21 protein-coding genes and 2 tRNA genes are annotated in these 21755 nt (G+C 40.1%); 13 read left to right on the forward strand and 10 right to left on the reverse strand.

The window, feature by feature from the left end:
- Positions 1 to 37: 37 nt before the first annotated feature.
- From aat to infA, 3 genes are all read left to right on the forward strand, one after another.
- The gene (gene aat, locus PSR9079_RS15535) at positions 38 to 754 is read left to right on the forward strand and encodes a leucyl/phenylalanyl-tRNA--protein transferase (RefSeq protein ID WP_145233076.1); all 717 of its coding nucleotides are present in this window, start codon (positions 38 to 40) and stop codon (positions 752 to 754) included.
- Positions 747 to 1451, forward strand: coding sequence for an arginyltransferase (locus tag PSR9079_RS15540; RefSeq protein ID WP_145233075.1), 705 nt, complete (start codon positions 747 to 749; stop codon positions 1449 to 1451). Before aat ends, PSR9079_RS15540 begins: the two co-directional genes overlap by 8 nt.
- 90 nt (positions 1452 to 1541) lie before the next feature.
- Positions 1542 to 1760 (forward strand): translation initiation factor IF-1, encoded by a 219-nt coding sequence (gene infA, locus PSR9079_RS15545; protein ID WP_002962494.1) that lies wholly within the window; start codon positions 1542 to 1544, stop codon positions 1758 to 1760.
- 176 nt (positions 1761 to 1936) lie between these two features.
- Here infA and clpA read toward each other — a convergent pair whose 3' ends face one another.
- On the reverse strand, positions 1937 to 4201 hold the full coding sequence (gene clpA, locus PSR9079_RS15550; protein ID WP_145233074.1) for an ATP-dependent Clp protease ATP-binding subunit ClpA: 2265 nt from the start codon (positions 4199 to 4201) through the stop codon (positions 1937 to 1939).
- Between the two features lie 69 nt (positions 4202 to 4270).
- Entirely contained in the window at positions 4271 to 4579 is a 309-nt protein-coding gene (clpS, locus tag PSR9079_RS15555; protein ID WP_179959204.1) for an ATP-dependent Clp protease adapter ClpS, read from the reverse strand.
- 209 nt (positions 4580 to 4788) lie between these two features.
- Here clpS and cspD point away from each other — a divergent pair, with 209 nt between their 5' ends.
- Together cspD and PSR9079_RS15565 are read left to right on the forward strand one after the other, a co-directional pair.
- The gene (cspD, locus tag PSR9079_RS15560) at positions 4789 to 5004 is read left to right on the forward strand and encodes a cold shock domain-containing protein CspD (RefSeq protein ID WP_054204685.1); all 216 of its coding nucleotides are present in this window, start codon (positions 4789 to 4791) and stop codon (positions 5002 to 5004) included.
- Between the two features lie 465 nt (positions 5005 to 5469).
- Complete coding sequence (locus tag PSR9079_RS15565; RefSeq protein WP_145233392.1) at positions 5470 to 7692, forward strand: NADP-dependent isocitrate dehydrogenase; 2223 nt, start codon at positions 5470 to 5472, stop codon at positions 7690 to 7692.
- Positions 7693 to 7840: 148 nt separating this feature from the next.
- On the opposite strand, the gene PSR9079_RS15570 is transcribed toward PSR9079_RS15565, so the two are convergent.
- From PSR9079_RS15570 to PSR9079_RS15580, 3 genes are all read right to left on the reverse strand, one after another.
- Positions 7841 to 9082: an amidohydrolase family protein gene (locus PSR9079_RS15570; RefSeq protein WP_149982344.1), complete on the reverse strand. Its 1242-nt coding sequence runs from the start codon at positions 9080 to 9082 to the stop codon at positions 7841 to 7843.
- A gap of 12 nt (positions 9083 to 9094) precedes the next feature.
- Entirely contained in the window at positions 9095 to 10477 is a 1383-nt protein-coding gene (locus PSR9079_RS15575) for an amidohydrolase (RefSeq protein ID WP_149982434.1), read from the reverse strand.
- Positions 10478 to 10573: 96 nt separating this feature from the next.
- On the reverse strand, positions 10574 to 11359 hold the full coding sequence (locus PSR9079_RS15580; protein WP_145233071.1) for a hypothetical protein: 786 nt from the start codon (positions 11357 to 11359) through the stop codon (positions 10574 to 10576).
- Between the two features lie 351 nt (positions 11360 to 11710).
- Between PSR9079_RS15580 and PSR9079_RS15585 the strand changes: the two genes are divergently transcribed.
- Complete coding sequence (locus PSR9079_RS15585) at positions 11711 to 12076, forward strand: DUF3718 domain-containing protein (protein ID WP_149982345.1); 366 nt, start codon at positions 11711 to 11713, stop codon at positions 12074 to 12076.
- Positions 12077 to 12133: 57 nt separating this feature from the next.
- Here the strand turns inward: PSR9079_RS15585 and PSR9079_RS15590 are convergent, their stop codons facing one another.
- Complete coding sequence (locus PSR9079_RS15590) at positions 12134 to 12829, reverse strand: DUF445 domain-containing protein (RefSeq protein WP_149982346.1); 696 nt, start codon at positions 12827 to 12829, stop codon at positions 12134 to 12136.
- Between the two features lie 131 nt (positions 12830 to 12960).
- Between PSR9079_RS15590 and PSR9079_RS15595 the strand changes: the two genes are divergently transcribed.
- The gene (locus PSR9079_RS15595) at positions 12961 to 13821 is read left to right on the forward strand and encodes a fructosamine kinase family protein (RefSeq protein WP_149982347.1); all 861 of its coding nucleotides are present in this window, start codon (positions 12961 to 12963) and stop codon (positions 13819 to 13821) included.
- 183 nt (positions 13822 to 14004) lie between these two features.
- Positions 14005 to 14208, forward strand: a complete 204-nt coding sequence (locus tag PSR9079_RS15600; protein ID WP_145233067.1) for a CPXCG motif-containing cysteine-rich protein — start codon at positions 14005 to 14007, stop codon at positions 14206 to 14208.
- 18 nt (positions 14209 to 14226) lie between these two features.
- Here PSR9079_RS15600 and PSR9079_RS15605 read toward each other — a convergent pair whose 3' ends face one another.
- Positions 14227 to 14856, reverse strand: coding sequence for a riboflavin synthase subunit alpha (locus PSR9079_RS15605; protein WP_149982348.1), 630 nt, complete (start codon positions 14854 to 14856; stop codon positions 14227 to 14229).
- A 176-nt stretch (positions 14857 to 15032) separates the two neighbouring features.
- Here PSR9079_RS15605 and PSR9079_RS15610 point away from each other — a divergent pair, with 176 nt between their 5' ends.
- The 4 genes from PSR9079_RS15610 (at position 15033) to PSR9079_RS15625 (ending at position 17839) form a co-directional block, all read left to right on the forward strand.
- Positions 15033 to 16388, forward strand: a complete 1356-nt coding sequence (locus PSR9079_RS15610) for an MATE family efflux transporter (protein ID WP_149982349.1) — start codon at positions 15033 to 15035, stop codon at positions 16386 to 16388.
- Positions 16366 to 17436: a DUF3080 family protein gene (locus tag PSR9079_RS15615; protein WP_149982350.1), complete on the forward strand. Its 1071-nt coding sequence runs from the start codon at positions 16366 to 16368 to the stop codon at positions 17434 to 17436. Before PSR9079_RS15610 ends, PSR9079_RS15615 begins: the two co-directional genes overlap by 23 nt.
- Before the next feature lie 111 nt (positions 17437 to 17547).
- Positions 17548 to 17624: transfer RNA gene (locus PSR9079_RS15620), tRNA-Val, on the forward strand.
- A gap of 138 nt (positions 17625 to 17762) precedes the next feature.
- Positions 17763 to 17839 (forward strand) — tRNA-Val (locus PSR9079_RS15625).
- 538 nt (positions 17840 to 18377) lie between these two features.
- Here PSR9079_RS15625 and PSR9079_RS15630 read toward each other — a convergent pair.
- Both PSR9079_RS15630 and PSR9079_RS15635 read right to left on the reverse strand, forming a co-directional pair.
- The gene (locus PSR9079_RS15630; RefSeq protein ID WP_246175582.1) at positions 18378 to 19193 is read right to left on the reverse strand and encodes a DODA-type extradiol aromatic ring-opening family dioxygenase; all 816 of its coding nucleotides are present in this window, start codon (positions 19191 to 19193) and stop codon (positions 18378 to 18380) included.
- Positions 19194 to 19303: 110 nt separating this feature from the next.
- Positions 19304 to 19771: a DoxX family protein gene (locus tag PSR9079_RS15635; protein ID WP_145233063.1), complete on the reverse strand. Its 468-nt coding sequence runs from the start codon at positions 19769 to 19771 to the stop codon at positions 19304 to 19306.
- A gap of 155 nt (positions 19772 to 19926) precedes the next feature.
- Between PSR9079_RS15635 and PSR9079_RS15640 the strand changes: the two genes are divergently transcribed.
- On the forward strand, positions 19927 to 20838 hold the full coding sequence (locus PSR9079_RS15640) for a LysR family transcriptional regulator (RefSeq protein ID WP_149982351.1): 912 nt from the start codon (positions 19927 to 19929) through the stop codon (positions 20836 to 20838).
- A 58-nt stretch (positions 20839 to 20896) separates the two neighbouring features.
- Here PSR9079_RS15640 and PSR9079_RS15645 read toward each other — a convergent pair whose 3' ends face one another.
- Entirely contained in the window at positions 20897 to 21748 is an 852-nt protein-coding gene (locus PSR9079_RS15645) for a universal stress protein (RefSeq protein ID WP_149982352.1), read from the reverse strand.
- Between the last annotated feature and the right edge of the window lie 7 nt (positions 21749 to 21755).

Here is a 21755-nt window from a genome sequence, read left to right on the forward strand (position 1 = left end):
CACTTTATCTTGATCATTCAGTTATTCAATCGGTGTTATGACTAAACAACTTTATCAACTCGCTAAAAGCCACTTTGCTTTTCCTGATCCCACCCATGCATTAGATGATCCAGATGGTTTACTTGCCATTGGTGGATGCTTATCTGTAACGCGATTAAAAAATGCCTATCGCTACGGTATTTTTCCATGGTTTAGTGAATACGAGCCAATTATGTGGTGGTCGCCAAGTATGCGCGGCATCATTGAACTCGATGAATTTCATATTAGCCGAAGCTTACGCAAGCATCTGAAAAAAAATCCGGTTAAAGTGACTATTAATACCGAATTTACTCAGGTGATTGAAGCCTGTCGCCAACAACGCTTAGAAACCGATGGCACCTGGATCACAAAAAAAATGCTCAACGCTTATAAAGATGCACATAAAGCAGGCTTAGCGCATAGTTTAGAAATCTGGTCAGACGACAAACTTGTTGGAGGCTTGTACGGTATTATGCAGCATGGCGTATTTTGCGGCGAATCAATGTTCCATCATCAAGCTAATTGTTCAAAATTAGCCATGTGGGCATTGGTCAATTGGTTGAAACGTCACCATGCGCATTTTATTGACTGTCAGCTTGAGAATCCTTATTTAGTCACTTTAGGTGAAAAAGTGCTACCGCGCTCAGAATTTTTAACTAAACTAAAACAAGCAGAAGAGTTTATTATTCCAACAACAATGTGGCAACCTCAGGAGCTTATCGCTATTTATGACTGAACACTTACCTGCTCGTTTAGGTTTAAGCCAACAATTTGATTGTAGCTACCTAGCCGATCGCCAAGAGCAATTATTAGTCATTTTGGATCCAAGTTGTTATACTCCGGGCAAATTTGAGCAATTACTGGCCCTCGGTTTTCGCCGTAGTGGTGACCAAATTTACCGACCACACTGCCCTGTTTGCAGCGCATGTAAGTCTGTGCGTGTATTAGCTAAGGCATTTTTACCGACAAAATCACAAAAACGTAAACTTAATAAAGCAAAAAATGCCTTTAGTGTGAAATATTCAGACCAACAACGCCCTGAATACTTTCCGTTATACAGTAAATACATTACCGAGCGTCACCAAGACGGTTCTATGTACCCACCAGAACAAAGTCAGTTCAACAGCTTTATATTTTGTCACTGGTTACCAATTACTTTTATTGAATTATGGGACCAAGAGAAACTGGTTGCAGTGGCGGTAACTGATTGTATGCACAACGCTGTTTCTGCTATTTACACTTTTTTTGATCCTGATTATGAGCACTTCAGTGTGGGCACAATTATGATTTTAGAGCAGCTCAAATTCGCCAAACAATACGATAAAGAATTTGTCTATTTAGGTTATCAAATTGATGAATGTGCAAAAATGCGTTACAAAACCCAATTTTTACCTGCCCAAAATAGGGTTGCAGACCAGTGGCTGGCTATTTAATTTACAAAAATGCCTACTGCGGCTTTACTTATTGGTGTATTTTCGGCAGAATCTGCATCGTTTAACTATTAAAGAGGTGTTACGCTAAACATGGCGAAAGAAGACGTAATCGAAATGCAAGGGACGGTCCTTGATACTTTACCAAATACAATGTTCCGAGTTGAGCTTGAAAATGGTCACGTAGTTGTGGCTCACATTTCAGGTAAAATGCGTAAAAACTATATCCGCATTTTAACCGGCGATAAAGTTACCGTAGAAATGACCCCATACGATTTATCAAAAGGTCGCATCGTATTCCGTGCTCGCTAAGTTAGTGCGTTAACGAAATATCAAGTTTTTAGCTAAGTTGTCTGAGTAACTTAGTTACTTTCTACATTAGCTTGAAGCGTTTATTAAATGTAATTGATAGCTAAACTAACAATTACATTTAATAAACAAAAAGCCCAGCAATTGCTGGGCTTTTTGTTTTCTATTTAACGCTGCAATTATGCAGGTGTTAAATTCGTTTCATAATCAAAACGCAATTTTTTATCTTTGATAGACACTTTCACTGTGCCACCGTCGATAAGTTGCCCAAATAAGATCTCGTTTGCCAGCGGCTTTTTCAATTGCTCTTGGATCACGCGGCCCATTGGACGTGCGCCCATAGCTTTATCGTAGCCTTTATCTGCCAACCATTCCCGCGCTTTATTAGTAAGCTCAAGATTAACTGACTTTTTATCCAGCTGCGCTTGTAACTCAACAATAAATTTATCAACAACCAGTAAAGTTACATCACGATCAAGGTGGTTAAACCAAATGATGTTATCTAGGCGGTTTCTAAATTCTGGCGAAAATACTTTATTGATTTCGCTCATCGCATCATGAGAATGATCTTGATCAGTAAAGCCTATTGATTTACGTACTGTTTCTTGTACGCCCGCATTGGTAGTCATCACCACCACAACATTTCTAAAGTCAGCTTTACGGCCGTTATTATCTGTCAGCGTGCCATGATCCATCACTTGCAGTAAGATATTGTAAATATCTGAGTGAGCTTTCTCAATCTCATCCAGTAAGACAACCGAATGTGGATTTTTAATCACAGCCTCAGTTAACAAACCACCTTGTTCAAAACCAACGTAGCCTGGAGGCGCACCAATTAAACGGCTTACCGCGTGGCGCTCAACATACTCAGACATATCAAAACGGATAAACTCAACACCCATACATTTTGCAAGCTGTTTAGTTACCTCCGTTTTACCTACACCCGTTGGTCCTGCAAACAAGAACGAACCGACTGGTTTATCTTCATTTGATAAGCCTGAACGTGATAAGCGAATGGCCGAGGTTAGTGCATCGATTGATTGATCTTGGCCAAATACCAACATCTTCAAGTTACGATCAAGATTTTTAAGAGTCTCTTTATCGCTTGATGACACACTTTGCTGCGGAATACGCGCCATTTTTGCCACGATCAATTCGATATCTGCCACACCAATGGTTTTTTTGCGTTTAGAGATCGGTTGTAATCGTTGGCTAGCACCCGCTTCATCAATAACATCAATGGCTTTATCAGGTAAGTGACGCTCATTAATGTACTTAGCACTGAGCTCTGCCGCCGCTTTTAACGCTTTTTGCGTATAGCGAATGCCATGATGCTCTTCGTAACGTTCTTTTAAACCATTAAGTATTTTAGTGGTATCAGCGACACTTGGTTCAAGTACATCAATTTTCTGAAAACGGCGCACTAACGCACGGTCTTTTTCAAAGATATTTTTATACTCGTTATAGGTAGTTGAGCCCATACAACGTAACTTACCGCTCGAAAGCAGTGGTTTAAGCAGGTTAGATGCGTCCATAACGCCACCAGAGGCTGCGCCGGCACCAATTATGGTATGGATCTCATCAATAAACAAAATAGCGCCAGGTTTCGCCTGAAGCTCTTTTAGTAATGCTTTAAAGCGCTTTTCAAAATCACCGCGGTATTTAGTACCTGCAAGTAATGCCCCCATATCTAACGAGTACACCACAGCATCGGCAATCACTTCGGGTACTTGTTCATGCACTATGCGATAAGCTAGACCTTCAGCAATAGCGGTTTTACCTACCCCAGCTTCGCCAACTAATAACGGATTATTCTTTTTACGACGACACAGTACTTGCACCGTGCGTTCTACTTCACTATCACGGCCCACCAATGGGTCGATATTCCCTTCACGGGCGAGTACATTCAAATTAGACGTGAAGTTTTCTAATTTACTTGGCTCTTCGCCTTGAACGGCTTGTACTTCTTCATGGATGTCATCAGCATCCTCACCGCCCATGTCATCGTCTGCTTTAGAGATACCATGAGATATAAAGTTCACAATATCTAGTCGCGAGATATCAGCTTTTTTCAGCAAGTAAACCGCTTGGCTTTCTTGTTCTGAAAAAATGGCAACCAGCACATTGACGCCTGTTACTTCGTTTTTACCCGATGATTGCACATGAAATACCGCGCGTTGCAATACCCGCTGAAAACCAAGTGTTGGTTGAGTTTCACGTTCTTCTTCTAAATCAGGAATGACTGGAGTGGTCTCATTAATAAACTCTGATAGCTCAGCTTTTAATGCTGCCATATCAATCCCGCAGGCGTGTAGCGCTTCTCCAGCCGATGGATTATCAAGTAGGGCAAGTAATAGGTGCTCTACAGTCATAAATTCATGGCGACGTGTACGCGCTTCGCGAAACGCCGCGTTTAAAGTTAGTTCTAAATCTTTGTTTAGCATTAGCAACCCCTTACTGAGATAATATTTTTATACCGTTGTGATGGGTATTTTGATCACCCTACCTTGGTATTATTCCTGCTCACAACTACATAGCAGTGGATGCTCGTTATCTCGTGCATAACGGTTAACTTGTTCAACTTTGGTATACGCTACATCTGCGGTATATACACCGCAAATTGCGCGACCATTTTGATGAACTTGCAGCATCACATCTGTTGCTCTATCGCTATCCATATTAAAAAACGTCGTTAGTACTTCTATCACAAAGTCCATTGGCGTGTAATCATCATTATTTAAAATGACTTTGTATTTTCGCGGTGGTTGCAGTTTTTGCTTCTCACTATCGCGAACCGTATCTAAAACACCTGAATCTTTCATGCCACTCATAATTAAATATAGTCTTGTCTTTGGAACTCAAGCAAACTTGAATAAAAAATAAATTAAATGTTAAAAAAATAGTTTAAAACACTTGACTGATCGGCGAAATAAACTACAGTCAATTGTAGATTGATTAAACCTTAGTCAGTCTATCAAACTATACGGTTTAGAATAACTAAATTAGTCAACTTATAGAAGGATGTAGAAGTATGGCTTGTGGTAAAGTCAAATGGTTCAATAATGCCAAAGGTTTTGGTTTCATCGTAGAAGACGGCTGCGAGAATGATATATTCGCCCATTACTCAACGATTGTAATGGACGGTTATAAAACACTTAAAGCTGGTCAAGATGTAACATTCGAATTGCAGCAAGGCCCTAAAGGCATGCATGCGACTAATATAGCGCCTAACGAAGAGTTAGTGTAGTTGTTTAGACGTTCGACTAAAGCGAGCGACCTGTAAAGATCCTCGCTTAATTCCTCTAAATTATTTAATCTCAATTAAATTATAAATTCAGATTCAAAGCTGGCATTTTTAATCTATTAGAAATTAAACGTACAGAATGAACAAAAACTGTCCTTCCTCTTGAAATTCTTTTTTAATACCCCCATGTTATATTTGTTATTAGCCCTTTGTTGCCAAGCTTGTTACACTCTTGGGTGCTTAAAAGCAGCCTCAAAAGGCCCTTTAAACACTAATAATTAGGCTAATGGCTAATTTACTTAGTTTATAAATAACATAAAATTAAATACAGTTCGTCAGGTGTGATTATTTAATCAACAGTATTAACACCTAACTGACTGATCATTGTCACGTCGTGCACGCATGATGGCGATGATATTTCTTTGCATTGTTGAATATGGCTCTTACGCCTACTATCTAGGAATGATGATGACATCAAAAATTATCTACACTAAAACAGACGAAGCTCCGGCACTAGCAACATACTCTTTGCTGCCGATCATCCAAGCATACACTAATGCCGCAGGCGTTGAAGTTGAAACACGTGACATCTCTTTAGCGGGTCGTGTTATTGCTAACTTCTCTGAGTATTTAACTGAAGAACAACGTATTGGTGATGCGCTTGCTGAATTAGGCGAGCTGGCTAAAAAACCTGAAGCAAACATCATTAAATTACCAAATATCAGTGCATCAGTTCCACAATTACGTGCTGTTATCAAAGAATTACAAGCAAAAGGTTACGCACTGCCAGACTACCCTGCTGAACCTAAAACAGATGAAGAAAAAGCAATTCAAGCAACTTACGACAAAATCAAAGGTAGTGCTGTAAACCCAGTATTACGTGAAGGTAACTCTGATCGTCGTGCTCCTGGCTCTGTAAAAGAATATGCACGTAACAACCCACATTCAATGGGGGCATGGAGCAAAGATTCTGCTTCAAATGTTGCGAGCATGAGCGAAGGCGATTTCTTTGGCTCTGAGCAATCAGTAACGCTTGATACTGCTACTGATGTACGTATTGAGCACGTTGCTGAAAATGGCGACGTATCTGTTCTTAAAGCAAGCACGCCATTACTTGCTGGTGAAGTGATTGATGCATCTTCAATCAGTATTACGAAACTACAAGCTTTCTTAGCGGCTGAAATCGATGCTGCAAAAGAAAAAGGCATTCTGTTTTCATTACATATGAAAGCAACCATGATGAAAGTATCTGATCCAATCATCTTTGGTCATGCGGTAAAAGTATTCTATAAAGACGTTTTTGCTAAGCACGGCGCTTTATTTGCTGAGCTAGGTGTTGATGTTAATAATGGTCTTGGTGATGTTTACGCTAAAATCCAAACATTAGACGATGCTAAACGCGCTGAAATCGAAGCTGATATTGACGCTGTATACGCTACACGCCCTGCAATTGCGATGGTTGATTCTGATCGTGGTATCACTAACTTACACGTACCAAGTGATGTGATTATCGATGCGTCTATGCCTGCTGCAATTCGTTCAAGCGGTCAAATGTGGAACAGTGAAGGTAAATTACAAGATACTAGCTTTGTCATTCCTGATCGTTGTTACTCTGGTGTTTATCAAGCAACAATTGATTTCTGTAAAGAACACGGTGCATTTGATCCAACCACTATGGGTAGCGTTCCTAACGTTGGCCTAATGGCACAAAAAGCTGAAGAATATGGTTCACACGACAAAACATTTGAAGCACCAGCAAATGGTGTGATCCGTGTTGTTGATAGTGCTGACAACGTATTGCTACAACACACTGTTGAGCAAGGCGATGTATGGCGCATGTGCCAAGTTAAAGATGCACCAATTCAAGATTGGGTAAAATTAGCTGTAAACCGTGCACGCGCTACCGGTAACCCTGCTATTTTCTGGCTTGACGAAAACCGTGCACACGATGCACAGTTAATCAAAAAAGTTAACGCATACTTGCCAGACCACGATACATCTGGCCTTGATATTCAAATACTTGCACCACTTGAAGCAACCTTATTCTCTCTTGCACGCATTAAAGATGGCCTAGATACTATTTCAGTAACAGGTAACGTATTACGTGATTACCTAACTGATTTATTCCCAATTCTTGAGCTTGGTACGAGTGCAAAAATGCTTTCAATCGTACCACTTATGAATGGCGGCGGTTTATTTGAAACTGGCGCGGGTGGTTCAGCACCGAAGCACGTTCAACAATTCGAAAAAGAAAACCACTTACGTTGGGATTCGTTAGGTGAGTTTTTAGCACTTGCGGCATCACTTGAGCACCTAGCTGTCAATACTGGTAACAACAAAGCACAAGTGCTAGCTGATACCCTTGATAAAGCAACAGGTACTTTCCTTGCTGAAAACAAATCACCGTCTCGTAAAGTGAAAGAAATTGATAACCGTGGTTCTCACTTCTTCCTATCTTTATTCTGGGCGCAAGAGCTTGCCAAGCAAAACGATGACAGTGAACTTAAAGCACAGTTCACACAAATCGCCAGTGATTTAGAAACCAACAAAGAACAAATCGTTAACGAACTTAACGATGCACAAGGCCCAGCTGTAAACATCGGTGGTTATTTCCAACCAAATGATGATGCAGCATTTAAAGCAATGCGCCCTAGCACAACATTTAACGATATCTTAGCTAAACTAGTATAAGTATCGATTTAAATTTAAAAGGCGCTCACTGTTAAAGTGAGCGCCTTTTTTGTGGCTTTTAAATAATGTTTTATTTTTCACTGATACAAAAAGCAAAAAGGCAGCAAATGCAGCCTTTAAATTGTTCAAGTTACTAAGCTGAACGTAGTTACTTAGTATATGCGCGAGGCATATCTGAGTCAGTAGTATAACGCTTACGGAGTTTATCTTGGCGTGCTTCAGTTGAAACTTCTTCGCCGTTAATAAACATTTTAGTTACGTGACTAGTAAAATCAAATGGGTCATCGTTCCACATCACTAAGTCAGCAGCTTTACCTATCGCCACACTACCGGCATTAATTCCAAATACATCAGCAACATTCGCTGTTATCGCTTTTAATGCACCCGCTTGTGTCATGCCATAAGAAACCGCATTACCCGCGTCAAAACGCAATTGATAAACATTGTGACTGGCATCGCCTGCGATCGACAACAACACTTTTACGCCTGCTTTTTCGAGTTTGCCTGCATTATCTAAACTCGCATGTAGCGAATCAAAACTGCCTGGCAAGCTCTCCATAGAACTTACAATGACTGGAACATTTGCTTGCGCTAATTGCTCTTTTACAACCACGGCATCTTGTGCGCCTGCAATCACTAAATTAAGTGAAAACTGTTGTTTTACTTTGATTAGCTCAATAATATCTGCAGCGCGAGAAGCCGTTACTAATAGTGGCATTTCACCCGCTAATACTTTATCGAGCACTTTATCTTCAGTGCTTGGTACAGCATCGTCTTTTTTATCTTTTTTGCTGGCTTTTTGTTGATGAGCAGCTAACTTATCAATCAAGTTTTTCAGCGACATAGCACGAGAGCCTTTGCTCTGCTCGCCTAAGTGCACCACCAGCGCGACTTGCGTTTGCTTAACACTGTCAAACTCACCGCTTAAATCAACTACGCTGGCAAGGCCTGCAAAAATACTTTCTCCGCCATGTGGGGTGATCACATCACGGGTGATACCACCTTTACGTGCATACGGGATCAAGCTTGAGTGAGCATTAAATGCTAGGCTTGGATCAAAATCGATCCCCGCTTTATCATCGCCAGCATCGCGAGAGCCAGCAACAGCGCCCACTTCAACTAGACCTAACTGATTCATGCTGCCAATAAAGCCAGCTGTAACAATTTGCCCTTTGGCATCAATAATCGTATCAGCCTCGACTGTTGCAGGATTAATAGCAATAATTTTGCCTTCATCCATGATGATGCTAGCGCCTTGTAAAATACCTTGCTCAGTTGAGGTATGAACAGTGGCGTTGATGATAGCGACTGATTGGGCGTTCACCGCAGTACTTGCTAACAAACCAGCAGCAACTAGCGAGAGTGAAAATGAATGTGTTAATTTTGTCATCCTAGTTACTCCTTATTTTTGACCTAACATAAAATCGCTTTGTGCTTGGAATGTATCATCGTAGCGATCATACACTTTCGCACCATCAACAAATACTTGCTCAGCTTTAGCATAAACACTAAACGGACTTTGATTCCAAATTACCACATCAGCCTGTTTGCCAGCTTCGAGTGAACCGGTTTTATCAGCTATACCTAGCGATTTTGCAGCATTTGAAGTAATCCATTTGATTGCATGCTGTTCAGAGATATTAAAACCATTGTCGTTGGCGCGGTACATTACTTTGCCAGCTTCTTGATTCAAGCGCTGGATAGTGGTGTCAGAGTCTGAATGAACAACAGCACAAGAATTTTTAACCGCATCAACAATCGCTACGTTCTCTTGTACCATGTCGTAAGCTTCCATTTTAAAGCCCCACCAATCAGGCCAAAGCGCAGCACAGGAGCCATTTTCAGCGAGTAAATCAGCAATTTTGTATGCTTCAATACCGTGATGGAAAGTACCCGCGTGATAACCAAACTCTTTTGAAAGGTCAATCATCATTGCCATTTCTTCTGCTTTGTAACAATGATTGTGGATCCTAACTTCGCCCTCTAATACACCACGCAATGTATCGTATTTAATATCACGATGCGGCACCTCTGGATTTTTACCTGCTGCATAATCAGCATCGTATTTATCCCACGCACGTTTATACTCAGCGGCGCCTATCCAAGCCTCACGATAACCGGCCATATTGCCCATTCGTGTTGATGGTAATACCCCTTTACGCCCGTAAACACGCTTAGGGTTTTCGCCACAGGCCATTTTTAAACCGTACGGTGCATCTGGGAACTTCATACCCTGCATCGTGTGCGATGGAACATTTTTTAAAGTAACCCCACGACCACCAAATAAATTAGCTGAGCCGGGTAAAATTTGTAATGCAGTAATCCCGCCTTCACGTGCGCGGTTAAAACCAGGGTCTTGCGGCCAAATTGAATGCTCAACCCACACTTCGGCAGTATTTGGGCTGGTCATTTCATTGCCGTCCTGATGAGATTCAACAGAAGGGCTTGGGTATGCTCCTAAGTGTGAATGTACATCAATAAGCCCAGGTGTAACCCATTTACCTTGTGCATCAATAGTCAAATCAGCTTGTGCAGTTAGATCTTTACCGACTTGTTGCACTTTTCCGTCAACAAGTAATACATCGGCTTCTTCTAAACGCTCACCTGTACCTGTTAGTACTGTTGCATTGGTGATAAGCGTCGTGGTTGATTTAAGTACCTTATAGGTACTTGGATATGGATTTTTATTGATTGTTACTTTGTCGTCTTGTGGGCCGTTGTCTTGGCAGCCGGCAATCGCCACACCAAGTGCAACAACCAACAATGAAGGAGCAAATTTTTGCATCATATTAGTCTCTGTTGTTGTTTTTTTGTTACTTTATATAAACACACAACATAAAGCTAAAAAATCAGCTAGAGCTGCATTTATATAAGATGAATGTTATTTCTTAATATAATTGTTATACAGTTGCTCAAGTGCAGCTTCTGTTGTCAAACTTGGATCTTTACTAATAAAGTGCTTAACAGTTCGAGTTACGAAGTCTGAATTTTGTTTATGCAATTTTGAAAAATCCTTAATTAGGCAATCGCCATCTTTAGCGGCAGTCACTTTATCGTGACGATGTCGATACTGACTCAAGGCTTTATTAAAATCACCTTGGTAGTCTTCTACTAAAATTTTATAAAAATCACTTTTTTGTACTTTTAATTCGCTAATACAATAATTTAAAGCTTCTTTAAAATCAGTAAAAATGGCGCCTTCGACATCAAACTCAGCCGTTTTTTCTCGCACTGTGACCTTGGCTTCTTCGGTTGCATAACTAAAACCACTAAACGCCAAGCGCTCTGCGGCTTCTTTTCCTAACGCCATACCCGCTTTAATGCTATGTGCAAACTCATCACTCATATCGCTAAGTTCATTCTCATGCCACATATTATAAACCCGCAGTGGTTTAGCATATTTGGCACCGAGTTTGTTTTTTAACTTAGTAAAGCGTTCATCAATCGTCATTAAGCGCTCGTTATGCAATATTGCATAGCATTCATAGCACGCTGGAATACTAATAAACTCAGCTTCTTCACCTAAATCAATAATGCTTTGTAGCATATGCAATGGCGGGCAATGATCGCGCTCAGTCGCTTCACAGCCACAATAAAAGCAACGGTTAAAATTATGCTGTTCACAGGCGTATGCTTGCTGATAATAACTCGCCAATGTTTTACTCACAGAGTCTCCTAATAGACAGGTATTTGATAATCAAGACGATCATAACAGGGTTGAAAAATATGTCAGTAATGCTGCACAACAAAGTGCAATGACTCTAAAGTAAATAGCATGTAAAACCTATGAAAGCAGATTGAAAAACAACCAAAAGCAATAAAAAAAGTGAAAAATAATTTGTTTGAAATATGTCAAAAAACACACATTAAATCATTTACTATCAGATAGTTAGTTATTATAAAACACATCCACACACGGTGTTACATCTTGTCGATTTTCATTTACAGCTTTATTTAAAAATAAAGCTAATATTTAACTCGTCAACAAGCAGACATACCAAACCACTGGAGAATGATGATGAATACTTTAACAACTACACTTTGTACAACGTTACTTTTAAGCTCAGCAGCACTTACTACAACCAATACTGAAGCAGCACAATTTGTTGCAGCTGATAATAGCCCTGGCACTCAAATTTGTATGGCTGTGAGCTCCAATAAACGTTTGCAACTTTATGCAACAATGAAAGACTTACGTATTAGCAAAACAACCGTAACCAATAAACTACGTTGTAACAACTTGAGTATCGCAAAATTTGCGGGAACTTACGGTTTTAATAAAACGGCAAAGTATCTAAACCTTGAAACGACAACGGGTACCTCAATTCAAGATTTAGCAAAACTAGACCAACAAACAATTATGGTTGTTGCCGGTTCTAAGTAGTATGGCTAAGCAATATCAAATTTAAGCAGGCGAGTCGTTGGCCTGCTTAAAATTAATTTATATAATTGCAGCAATCAGGCCAAACAAACCACCGAATACCCCGCCCCATACAACTAACCAGCCTAAATGCTCACGGATCATAGTTTGTATAATATCTTTGACCATTTTTGGTGTCAGCTCGTCTAAACGCTTATCAACTAAGCCAGAAACCGTGTTAAACAACGAATCACTTGCGAGCCCTGATTGCGTTAATTTTTCATTCACCAAACTTTTAAACTCATCGGTTTCGCTCATATTAAGTAATGATCCACGCATTTTGTCAATAAATGCTTCGCGCATTGGCTCAACCGCGGCACTACCACCAAACATCGCTAACATGCTACCAAATTGGGAGTGCTCAATAACGTCAAGTAAGCTATCAAAAGCTGGATTTAAATCGACTTCATTGATCACTGGCTGTAGATCGACATTGATATTTTTGTTGCCTAACAATTGAGATATTTTTTGCTCTGAAAAGAACTCGGTTAAAATAAGATTTTTAATCGCCACTTTAAACCCCGCAAACTTCAGCTGGATCACGCCCGACCCATATAACAAAGGTACTTTTTCAAATAACATATGCACTGCGAGTAAATTAGTCACTGCGCCTGAGAGTGCAAATAAGCCGATTGACAGTACAATTGCTTGGTCGAATAGAAAACCCGCCACCACTAAAATCCCGGCAATTACATTGGTAATAAGGCTTTTATTCATCATTCTCTCCACTTGGTTGTTGCATAAAGCTAAGCGCGCGCTTACAAAATATTAATTTTACTCTCAAGAGTTTGTTTATTTAACTACTTTTTGCCATAGTTTAACTATCTGTATAAAAGGTGAACAATGCTATGTGGAATACGGTTAACGAACAGATAAGCCAAGCTATGCATTTTGACTTTAAACACACTATAAAACGCCAACTGCAAAGCCCTAATAACGATAAATTATTTCAACTCAGTGATGGTATACACCAGTATTTTGTAAAAGTAGCCCATCGTAGTGACTTAGAGCGATTTGAAAACGAAGCCCACAATTTACAACTGCTCACTAAAGAGAGCTTATTTATGGTGCCAGATTGTATCACTACAGGTGCTAATATTGAGTTTTCATTTATCGTTTTAGAATGGCTTGAACTTGACCAACAACCTCATACCAACTGGCATATTATGGGTAGCCACCTTGCAAGCCTGCATCTGAAACATCGCCAAGCCATGTTTGGTTTTGATCAGGATAATTTTATTGGCCCAACAACTCAGCCCAATCGCTGGCATAAAAAATGGAATATATTTTTTGCCGAAGAGCGCATTGGCTGGCAGCTCCAATTACTGCATGAAAAAGGCATTGATCTCGTTGACAAAGATTACTTTGTCGCCCTGATAAAAGATATGCTGCATAGTCATACCGTAAAGCCATCATTATTGCATGGCGATTTTTGGCGTGGCAACATGGGATTTATTCAATCAGTACCGAGTGTATTTGATCCGAGCTGCTATTATGGTGATCGGGAAGTTGATATTGCCATGAGCGAGCTGTTTGCTCCTTTACCTGACGCTTTTTACATCGCCTATAACAAGCATTACCCACTAACACAGGGCTATGAGCAACGTAAGTTAATTTACCAGCTTTACCCTATTTTAAATCATGCAAATATCTTTGCCGGCCACTATCTTACTGAAGCTAAACAAAAAATAGAACTACTACTGAAATAAGGTCGTTTTTATTGTCAAATAGATGTCATAAATGAATAAAGCAGACTATATTTAGGTATCACTTAATGTTGAACAACCCCAGCAATGACAGGCGCTAGCGTTCAATTGTGGGGTGCATAACCATTTATCAGCAGCGATAAATAATTACCTTTTATTGCTCTGCTTTGTAAGGTTGAATCATTTATGAAAAACCAACTCTCACAACGGATCTGCTGCCCACATTGTGGCCATCATATTCATATTACCCTTGATGCTAGTGATGGCGATCAAGATTACTTCGAAGATTGCGCAGCATGCTGTAACCCTATCCATTTTAATATGCATATTGACTATGCAAATAGTAAGGTAGAGTTACATATAGACAGCGATGACGAACAAATATTTTAGCCTAGCATTTATATTTGACTACGAAGCCTGCTGCCGTAAGTAGTTTTCGACCGTATTGATGATAGTATAAGTTTGTTGATCAACTTCGATATTTAGCGCATCACCAATTACAGCCTTACCAATATTGGTAATAGCTAATGTCTCTGGGATCAAATGCAGCCAAAAGCCCTGCTCATCGGTTTCACCTACCGTGAGACTAGCGCCATTGACTGATACAAAACCTTTATACATCACATACTTTTGCCACTGACTTGGTAAGCACAACTGTATTTTACAATTATCTTGTGTATGAATAATATTTTCAATCTGGGCGGTGCAGTGAATGTGACCAGATACAATATGCCCACCTAACTCAGTACCAAAAGTCATAGAGCGCTCATAGTTAACGGTACTGCCAGCAATAAGCTTTCCTAAATTAGTTAACTGTAATGTTTCGTCAATTACATCATAGTGAACCTGAGCAAGCAGTTGATCAGAGATATTATCTACTTTAACAACCGTTAAACAGCAACCATTAATAGCAACGCTGGCACCTAACTCAAGTTTTGTAACATATTGCTTTGCTACAGCGAGCACTAAACGCATCACACCTTGCTGCTGGTTAGTGGAAATCACCGTCGCTTGTGTTTGCACAATTCCTGTAAACATAAATCAATTCACCTTTTATTACCTAAAGTAGATACTGTTCATATTATTTCACGCTTTAGTTTACCCGATCCACGTTATTATTACTGTAACCAATAACATTGACTCATCGCTATAATTTTTGATTCTGTGCTTTATCGATTACACTATCTGCCTCTTCAGTTTACGTAGTAAGTGATATGACTTTTTGTAGTTGGGAAGCCAAACGGTTAGTTTCTCTGGCAATCCCCGTTTTTTTAGCACAAGTAACCTTAGTTTTAATGTCGGTGGTCGACACCATCATGGCAGGACAAGTGAGTCCTACCGATTTAGCAGCATTGTCAATTGCAACCGGCGTATGGAACCCCGCCATGTTGGCTCTGCAAGGCATATTATTAGCCCTGACTGGCATAATTGCGCAATTTTCCGGCGCTAACGATAAAACCGGCATCAGCCATTACTTTCAACAAGGCTTGTACCTAGCTGGTGTATTGAGTGTTATCGGTTTATCTATTGCCTATTTTGCCGATATTATTATTCTCAAACTCGATACCAGCCCTGCTATCGCCAATATGGCCTATGACTATATTCATTTTGTAAAATGGGGCATTATTGGATTTTTAGTGTTCAGTGTTTATCGTAATATTACCGAAGGCATGGGGATGACAAAGCCGGCTTTTTATATCAGCTTAATTGGTTTAGCCATCAATATCCCAGCCAACTATGTGTTTATTCACGGTATGTTTGGTATGCCCGCACTCGGTGGTGCAGGCTGTGGGATTGCCACTGCATTGGTATTTACTGCCATGGCCATCGCACAAGTTATTTATTGCCAGTTAAGTAAAAAAGTAGATGCCAAAACATTATTAGCAAACTTTCAAGCACCGCAATTACCAACCATGTGGGCAATTACTAAGGTGGGCATACCAATCTCACTTGCTACATTTTTTGAAGTCACTTTATTTGCCTGTATTCCTTTATTCATTGCGCACTTAGGTGCGGTTGCGGTAGCCGGCCATCAGATTGCTGCAAGTGTCACAACCTTGCTGTTTATGATGCCGCTGAGTTTATCTATTGCGATCAGTATTCGGATTGGCAATTTATACGGCCAACATCATTTTGAGCAGCTTAAAAAGGCTATTTCAACAAGCTATATTCTAGCCATGATCATTGCCGTTATACTTGCTGCCATAACTTTCTTTGGCCGTGACGTGATCAGTCAACTTTATACAGATGATGCACGTGTTATTGCCTTAGCAACGTCAATCATGATTCTAGCGTGTATTTATCAACTACCTGATTCCTTACAAGTAGCTGCCAACGGTATATTAAGGGGTTTAAAACACACAGCACCGATTTCGTATATAACCTTTATATCTTACTGGTTGATTGGTTTTTCACTGGGTTTTGTTTTAGCACGCACCGATTTAATAGTGCCAGCAATGGGCCCGCATGGTTTTTGGGTAGGTATCATCGTCGGCTTAAGTGTAGCCGCAGTGTTATTAATGCTCACTGTCGCGAATAGATTCAAACATGAACCACTTAAAAGCGCTTAAAAAATCGCACCAACAAGGTAACCAAACGTCACGGTTTGGTTACCTTTGTAGTTTACTTTGCTGTTTACTGCTACTTTGTGCATGCACAGATAAACCCGCTGATGTGTATTTAGAATATCAGCAGCGGCTCGCGAATGCGTTAGACAAGCCAACTCCTGATACAGCAAAACTTACCAATGTTGCGCTATCAGCTGTTAGCAACAATAAACCAACAAATGCACAACAGTTGAGCATATTGCAACTGGCACAACTTTCACACTGTAAACTCAATACCCTTATTGCTGAACATAATAGTCAACTAGGAAAACTCGCCTCTCCTGCTAGCCAGTTAATATACCAGATTCAATTTATTCAATTTGCACCACAGTGCTTAGATAGTCTAGAACCTGATTCAAAAAGTTATCAAGCCATAAGTAACGAATTACATAATAAAAAACAACAGTTATTAGATCAGTTCAAGCAGCTACTTTATAAAGACCCAGAACTAAAACGCACATGGCAGCTAACCGGCTATACACTTGATACAAACTTAGCCGGCCTTGTAGAAACCGAACTTGCGCTGCAAAGCCTAGTGAATTTAAAACAGCAAATAATACAGCAGCAATATGCACAAATAGACTCTAAAGCGCTCTATCCGCTACTGGCGCAATTGCGCCAGTTTAACTTCAATCAAGCTTTAATAAGCGCAGTACGCCAACAAACACAGCTAAATAATAGTACTAGTAACTTTTTAGCGAATATTGAGCTAAGCACACTATGCAACCCGCTAAAAAATAAACGCCAAGCACAGATCCTCAGCAACGTATTCAAGAAGTATTACTTGCAGCAGTTACAACCCTATCAGGCTCAACTATCAGGTGCTTTAGAGCGCCTAATGCCGTTGTATCAAGCATTATGGCAAGACTCCAGCCCAATACAACCGCAACTAACGGCATTACTAAGCCCAGCACAGCCAAGTAATATACTCACAGCATTTAAAGAATCCACCAAAACACACGTTATTTGGTGGCAAAAATTTTATAAAACGTGTGAAATCAGCCCAATATGAATAAAAAAACGGCAAACGAACTAAAAAAAGCGTTTCTCGCTTGATTCACTTCAGCGCACGCTATATATTAGCGACCGTTGTTAAGCAATTAGCACAACTTAAATTTATGATACGACCGTAGCTCAGTTGGTTAGAGCACTACCTTGACATGGTAGGGGTCGGTGGTTCGAATCCACTCGGTCGTACCAAATTTAAGGAAATTTTAAATAAAAGTACTATCGTAAGAAAAAGCACTACCCACTCTTGATCACCCGGTCCTGAGGCCAGTAGTTCGAATCCACTCGGTCGTACCAAATTTAAGTAAAAGTCCTATTAAAATATATTGTACGACTGTAGCTCAGTTGGTTAGAGCACTACCTTGACATGGTAGGGGTCGGTGGTTCGAATCCACTCAGTCGTACCAATCTTAATCACTAATATCCTCAATTCGTAAACCCTAGCTCAGTTGATTAGCCCACTACCTACTCTTGATCACCCGGTCCAAAGGTCAGCGGTTCGGATCCACTCAGTCGTACCAACCTTAATCACTAACATCCTCAATTCGTAAACCTTAGCTCAGTTGATTAGCGCACTACCTACTCTTGATCACCCGGTCCACAGGTCAGCGGTTCGAATCCACTCAGTCGTACCAATTCAAGTAAAAACAAAAATCAGCCTAACCTACTTTATAAATCTTAAGTAAACTACAACTCAGCTGGTTAGAGCACTACCCACTCTTGATCACCCGGTCCAAAGGTCAGCGGTTCGAATCCACTCAGTCGTACCAATCTTTATCACTAATATCCTCAATTTAGCTCAGTTGATTAGCGTACTACCTACTCTTGATCACCCGGTCCAAAGGTCAGCGGTTCGAATCCACTCAGTCGTATCAATTCTGAATAAATAAATTAAAAAATGCCCGCCACGATTTGACTCTACACAGAAGATCAATGATTCAAATATTAAATACCCTGCTCTTTCCTTCGCCATACAAATGCGCTTGATTGCTTATTGAAAATAGTAACATTTTCATATTCATCACTTGCTCTGCCAGCTAAGCCATAGCATACATGCAGTGGTAATAGATGCTCTTCTCGCGGATGACAATAACGTGCATGAGGCGCTTTATGCCAGTTTTGCATCATTAAATTACGCTTTGGTTCAGGCAAGGTGTTATCACTTAAGGTCGATCGTAGCCACTGTTCAAATTCGTGGTTATTGATTTGGCTCTGCTGATTATCCTGCGCGAAAAATGCCTGCATGTTATGAAACGAAAAACCAGAGCCAATAACTAATAAATTTTCATAATCCAAAGATTGCAACGCTTTACCGATTGCTAAGTGCTGTGCAGCATCTAAGTTATTCACTAGTGATAGTTGAGTCGCGGGTATATCGGCTGCTGGGTACATTAATGTTAAAGGCACATACAAACCATGATCGTAACCGCGATGATGATCTAACTTCGCTTCAATACCAGCATGTTGTAACACTTGTTGTACTTTTTCAGCTAACTTGGGCTCTCCCTGACTTGGGTATTGCACTTGATAGGCAGCTGGCGGAAAACCATAATAATCGTAAATCATCCCCGGTGCTGCATTGGCAGTAATAGTCGCTACTGACTCTTCCCAATGAGCGCTAATCAATAAAATGGCACTTGGTTTTTTTAGCGTGCTTGCAAGTGATTTTAAATAAGCAACCAATTGTGTATGGTTTGGTTCATTTAACAGTGGCATTGGGCCGCCACCATGAGAGATAAATGCAATGTCTACATTATTCATAGTTACTCCAAACAAGCTCACTTAACATGAGCAAGTAAACCTTGATAGTTAAACTAACGCAAAGCTAAGACGCGGATTTATCCGTAATCCACGTCATTTCATAATAGTGATTAAACATGCTTGGACTGTAACTGCCTAGACGTTAATTTATTCGCTATAAAGTTATCAATACTAAAACGACCACCACCTTGTAATGTTAGCGCAATCAGTACTACAAACAGTGTCAGTGCATATTCGTAGCCGTTATTTGCCATAAACAAGCCATTGTCTATATGTACCGAAAAAATAGCCACTAGCATGGTAAATGCTGAAATAAGTGCAGCAGGACGCGTCAATAACCCAAGTAATAATGCTAACCCGCCAAAAAATTCAGCACTGCCTGCGAGTAATGCCATTAAATAACCTGGAGTAATACCGATACTCGCCATCCATTGACCTGTTCCTTCCAGACCATAACCACCAAACCAAGCAAACAATTTTTGTGATCCATGTGCAGCTAAAATCAAACCAATTGGCGCGCGAAGTATTAAAGCGGCAAGTCCTGCATCTGATTTTAGTATCGTGTTTATTAGTTTCATTATTTGTTCCTCTTTAGCAAAGTATTTATTTACGTTTTAATTAGACCCTGTTGGGATAAGTACACTTTACTATCAATGTCATGGCGGAGTAAGATGACAAATAAAGAATGATTAACAACAAAATGTTGTTAATAAATTTAAATATGAGAAAAATTATGGATAGAATTGATGCAATGCGGGCCTTTGTATCTGTGGTGATCGAAGGTAGTTTTAGCAATGCAGCAACAACCTTACAACTTTCACCACAATTGGTTAGTAAGTACGTTTCTAAACTAGAAGAACGCCTTGCTGTACGGTTACTTAATCGCACTACCCGTAAAGTGAGCCTCACTGAAGCTGGCACTCATTATTTTCAGCATGCGCAACAGATATTGTTAAGCATTGATGAAATGGATTCACAATTAGGGGGCTTACAGCAGCACCCAACCGGAACTCTGAGAATAAGTGCTCCGGTGTCGTTCGCGTTAAAACACATGGGTAAATTAGTGACTGAGTTCCAATCACATTACCCTTTTGTTAATGTTGATTTGCAACTGAACGACCGCAAAGTTGACATTGTTGATGAAGGTTATGATGTAGCACTGCGTATTGGTCGACTCAAAAGTTCGTCTTTGATTGCCAAGCAGGTCGCGCCCATTAGATTAATTTTATGTGCCTCACCTGACTACCTTGAAAAACATGGTACTCCTGAAAAACCTGAAGATCTAAAAAACCACCGATACTTGCATTATAGCTATACAGAAATGGATACTAAAGACGAAATATATCAGTGGTTACGGGTAAAAAACACGCAACGTAGTAGCGAGTTTCAAAGTAATAATGGGGATGTATTAGTTGATTGTGCTATCGCTGGTGCTGGGATCGCATTACAGCCTACATTTATCGCCAGTGAAGCCATTAATAGTGGCAAGTTGATCGAAGTTTTACCTCAATTTGCAACGGGAGCTGTTGGTTTATATGTTGTTTATGCCCACCGAAAATTACTACCACATAAAATAAGATGTTTTATTGATTTTATTAACGGATACTATGGTACGCCGCCATATTGGGACAAAGCAATCGTTTAATCAGTAAAGCCAAACCGCTGTGTAAGCATAATTAAACTGCGTTCTGACGCACCTAAAATTAACGCAAAATCACCAGCGGCAGTTGGGTGTTTTCTATCATTTTTAGGGTATTACTGCCCAAAAAAGCATGTGCTATTTTTGAATGCGAAAAGGCCCCCATCACCAGCATTTCTATTTCATTTTTAGCTTTATATGTCATTAAAGAACTAAAGATATTACCTTCTAAAATGCTTGATTTCACTTCAAAACCACTTTCAACAAGCAGCGCTTCGGTGCGTTTAAATTTTTCCAACAAATCATGTTTGCCATTTTCTACAGTCACTAAATGACACGTTAAATGATGCAACAGGCCACCAGCAATAATCTGTTTAACCATTTTATCTGCTGTTTCTCGTCCATCATAAGCAAGCATAAAGTTGTTCGGCTCACTAAAGTGACGATTGGCAATTAAAATAGGTGTATGAACATGGCGAATAACCTGCTCAATATGCGACCCAATAGCTTTAAAATTCTGTTCGTGAGTTTTACCGCTTCGGCCAATAACAATCAGTCGCGCTGCATCTTCAAGGTCGCAAATTGCCTCAACAATACCGCTATGGCGCTGCTTACTTTCAATTGACTTACACCCTTGTTGGCTAGCAAATACACTCGCGTGATCTAACATTTCTTTGCCTATTTGCAATGCTAATTTACTGCGTTGCTCATCCAGTGTCGCCATCTCTGATAATAATGATGTAGTTGCACCAAAACCAATTATGCCACTTAAGTCGTCAATCACAGCAGCGTTTTGTTTTTCTATGGCATGCAAAAATAGCATCGATTTATTAAGTTTCTTGGCCGCCCAAATCCCCGCCTTACACACATCATCTGTGTAAACTGAGCCATCTATACAAGTAATAATTTTATTCATTGTGTTC

The organism is Pseudoalteromonas rhizosphaerae, from assembly GCF_902498845.1.
In the GTDB taxonomy this organism is placed as follows: domain Bacteria; phylum Pseudomonadota; class Gammaproteobacteria; order Enterobacterales; family Alteromonadaceae; genus Pseudoalteromonas; species Pseudoalteromonas rhizosphaerae.

What these genes read in the sequence shown, in the direction of transcription:
- aat (WP_145233076.1), top strand. Translation starts at nt 38, where the DNA reads ATGACTAAACAACTTTATCAACTCGCTAAAAGCCACTTTGCTTTTCCT.
- PSR9079_RS15540 (WP_145233075.1), top strand. Translation starts at nt 747, where the DNA reads ATGACTGAACACTTACCTGCTCGTTTAGGTTTAAGCCAACAATTTGAT.
- infA (WP_002962494.1), top strand. Translation starts at nt 1,542, where the DNA reads ATGGCGAAAGAAGACGTAATCGAAATGCAAGGGACGGTCCTTGATACT.
- clpA (WP_145233074.1), bottom strand. Translation starts at nt 4,201, where the DNA reads ATGCTAAACAAAGATTTAGAACTAACTTTAAACGCGGCGTTTCGCGAA.
- clpS (WP_179959204.1), bottom strand. Translation starts at nt 4,579, where the DNA reads ATGAAAGATTCAGGTGTTTTAGATACGGTTCGCGATAGTGAGAAGCAA.
- cspD (WP_054204685.1), top strand. Translation starts at nt 4,789, where the DNA reads ATGGCTTGTGGTAAAGTCAAATGGTTCAATAATGCCAAAGGTTTTGGT.
- PSR9079_RS15565 (WP_145233392.1), top strand. Translation starts at nt 5,470, where the DNA reads ATGACATCAAAAATTATCTACACTAAAACAGACGAAGCTCCGGCACTA.
- PSR9079_RS15570 (WP_149982344.1), bottom strand. Translation starts at nt 9,082, where the DNA reads ATGACAAAATTAACACATTCATTTTCACTCTCGCTAGTTGCTGCTGGT.
- PSR9079_RS15575 (WP_149982434.1), bottom strand. Translation starts at nt 10,477, where the DNA reads ATGCAAAAATTTGCTCCTTCATTGTTGGTTGTTGCACTTGGTGTGGCG.
- PSR9079_RS15585 (WP_149982345.1), top strand. Translation starts at nt 11,711, where the DNA reads ATGAATACTTTAACAACTACACTTTGTACAACGTTACTTTTAAGCTCA.
- PSR9079_RS15590 (WP_149982346.1), bottom strand. Translation starts at nt 12,829, where the DNA reads ATGAATAAAAGCCTTATTACCAATGTAATTGCCGGGATTTTAGTGGTG.
- PSR9079_RS15595 (WP_149982347.1), top strand. Translation starts at nt 12,961, where the DNA reads ATGTGGAATACGGTTAACGAACAGATAAGCCAAGCTATGCATTTTGAC.
- PSR9079_RS15600 (WP_145233067.1), top strand. Translation starts at nt 14,005, where the DNA reads ATGAAAAACCAACTCTCACAACGGATCTGCTGCCCACATTGTGGCCAT.
- PSR9079_RS15605 (WP_149982348.1), bottom strand. Translation starts at nt 14,856, where the DNA reads ATGTTTACAGGAATTGTGCAAACACAAGCGACGGTGATTTCCACTAAC.
- PSR9079_RS15610 (WP_149982349.1), top strand. Translation starts at nt 15,033, where the DNA reads ATGACTTTTTGTAGTTGGGAAGCCAAACGGTTAGTTTCTCTGGCAATC.
- PSR9079_RS15615 (WP_149982350.1), top strand. Translation starts at nt 16,366, where the DNA reads ATGAACCACTTAAAAGCGCTTAAAAAATCGCACCAACAAGGTAACCAA.
- PSR9079_RS15630 (WP_246175582.1), bottom strand. Translation starts at nt 19,193, where the DNA reads ATGAATAATGTAGACATTGCATTTATCTCTCATGGTGGCGGCCCAATG.
- PSR9079_RS15635 (WP_145233063.1), bottom strand. Translation starts at nt 19,771, where the DNA reads ATGAAACTAATAAACACGATACTAAAATCAGATGCAGGACTTGCCGCT.
- PSR9079_RS15640 (WP_149982351.1), top strand. Translation starts at nt 19,927, where the DNA reads ATGGATAGAATTGATGCAATGCGGGCCTTTGTATCTGTGGTGATCGAA.
- PSR9079_RS15645 (WP_149982352.1), bottom strand. Translation starts at nt 21,748, where the DNA reads ATGAATAAAATTATTACTTGTATAGATGGCTCAGTTTACACAGATGAT.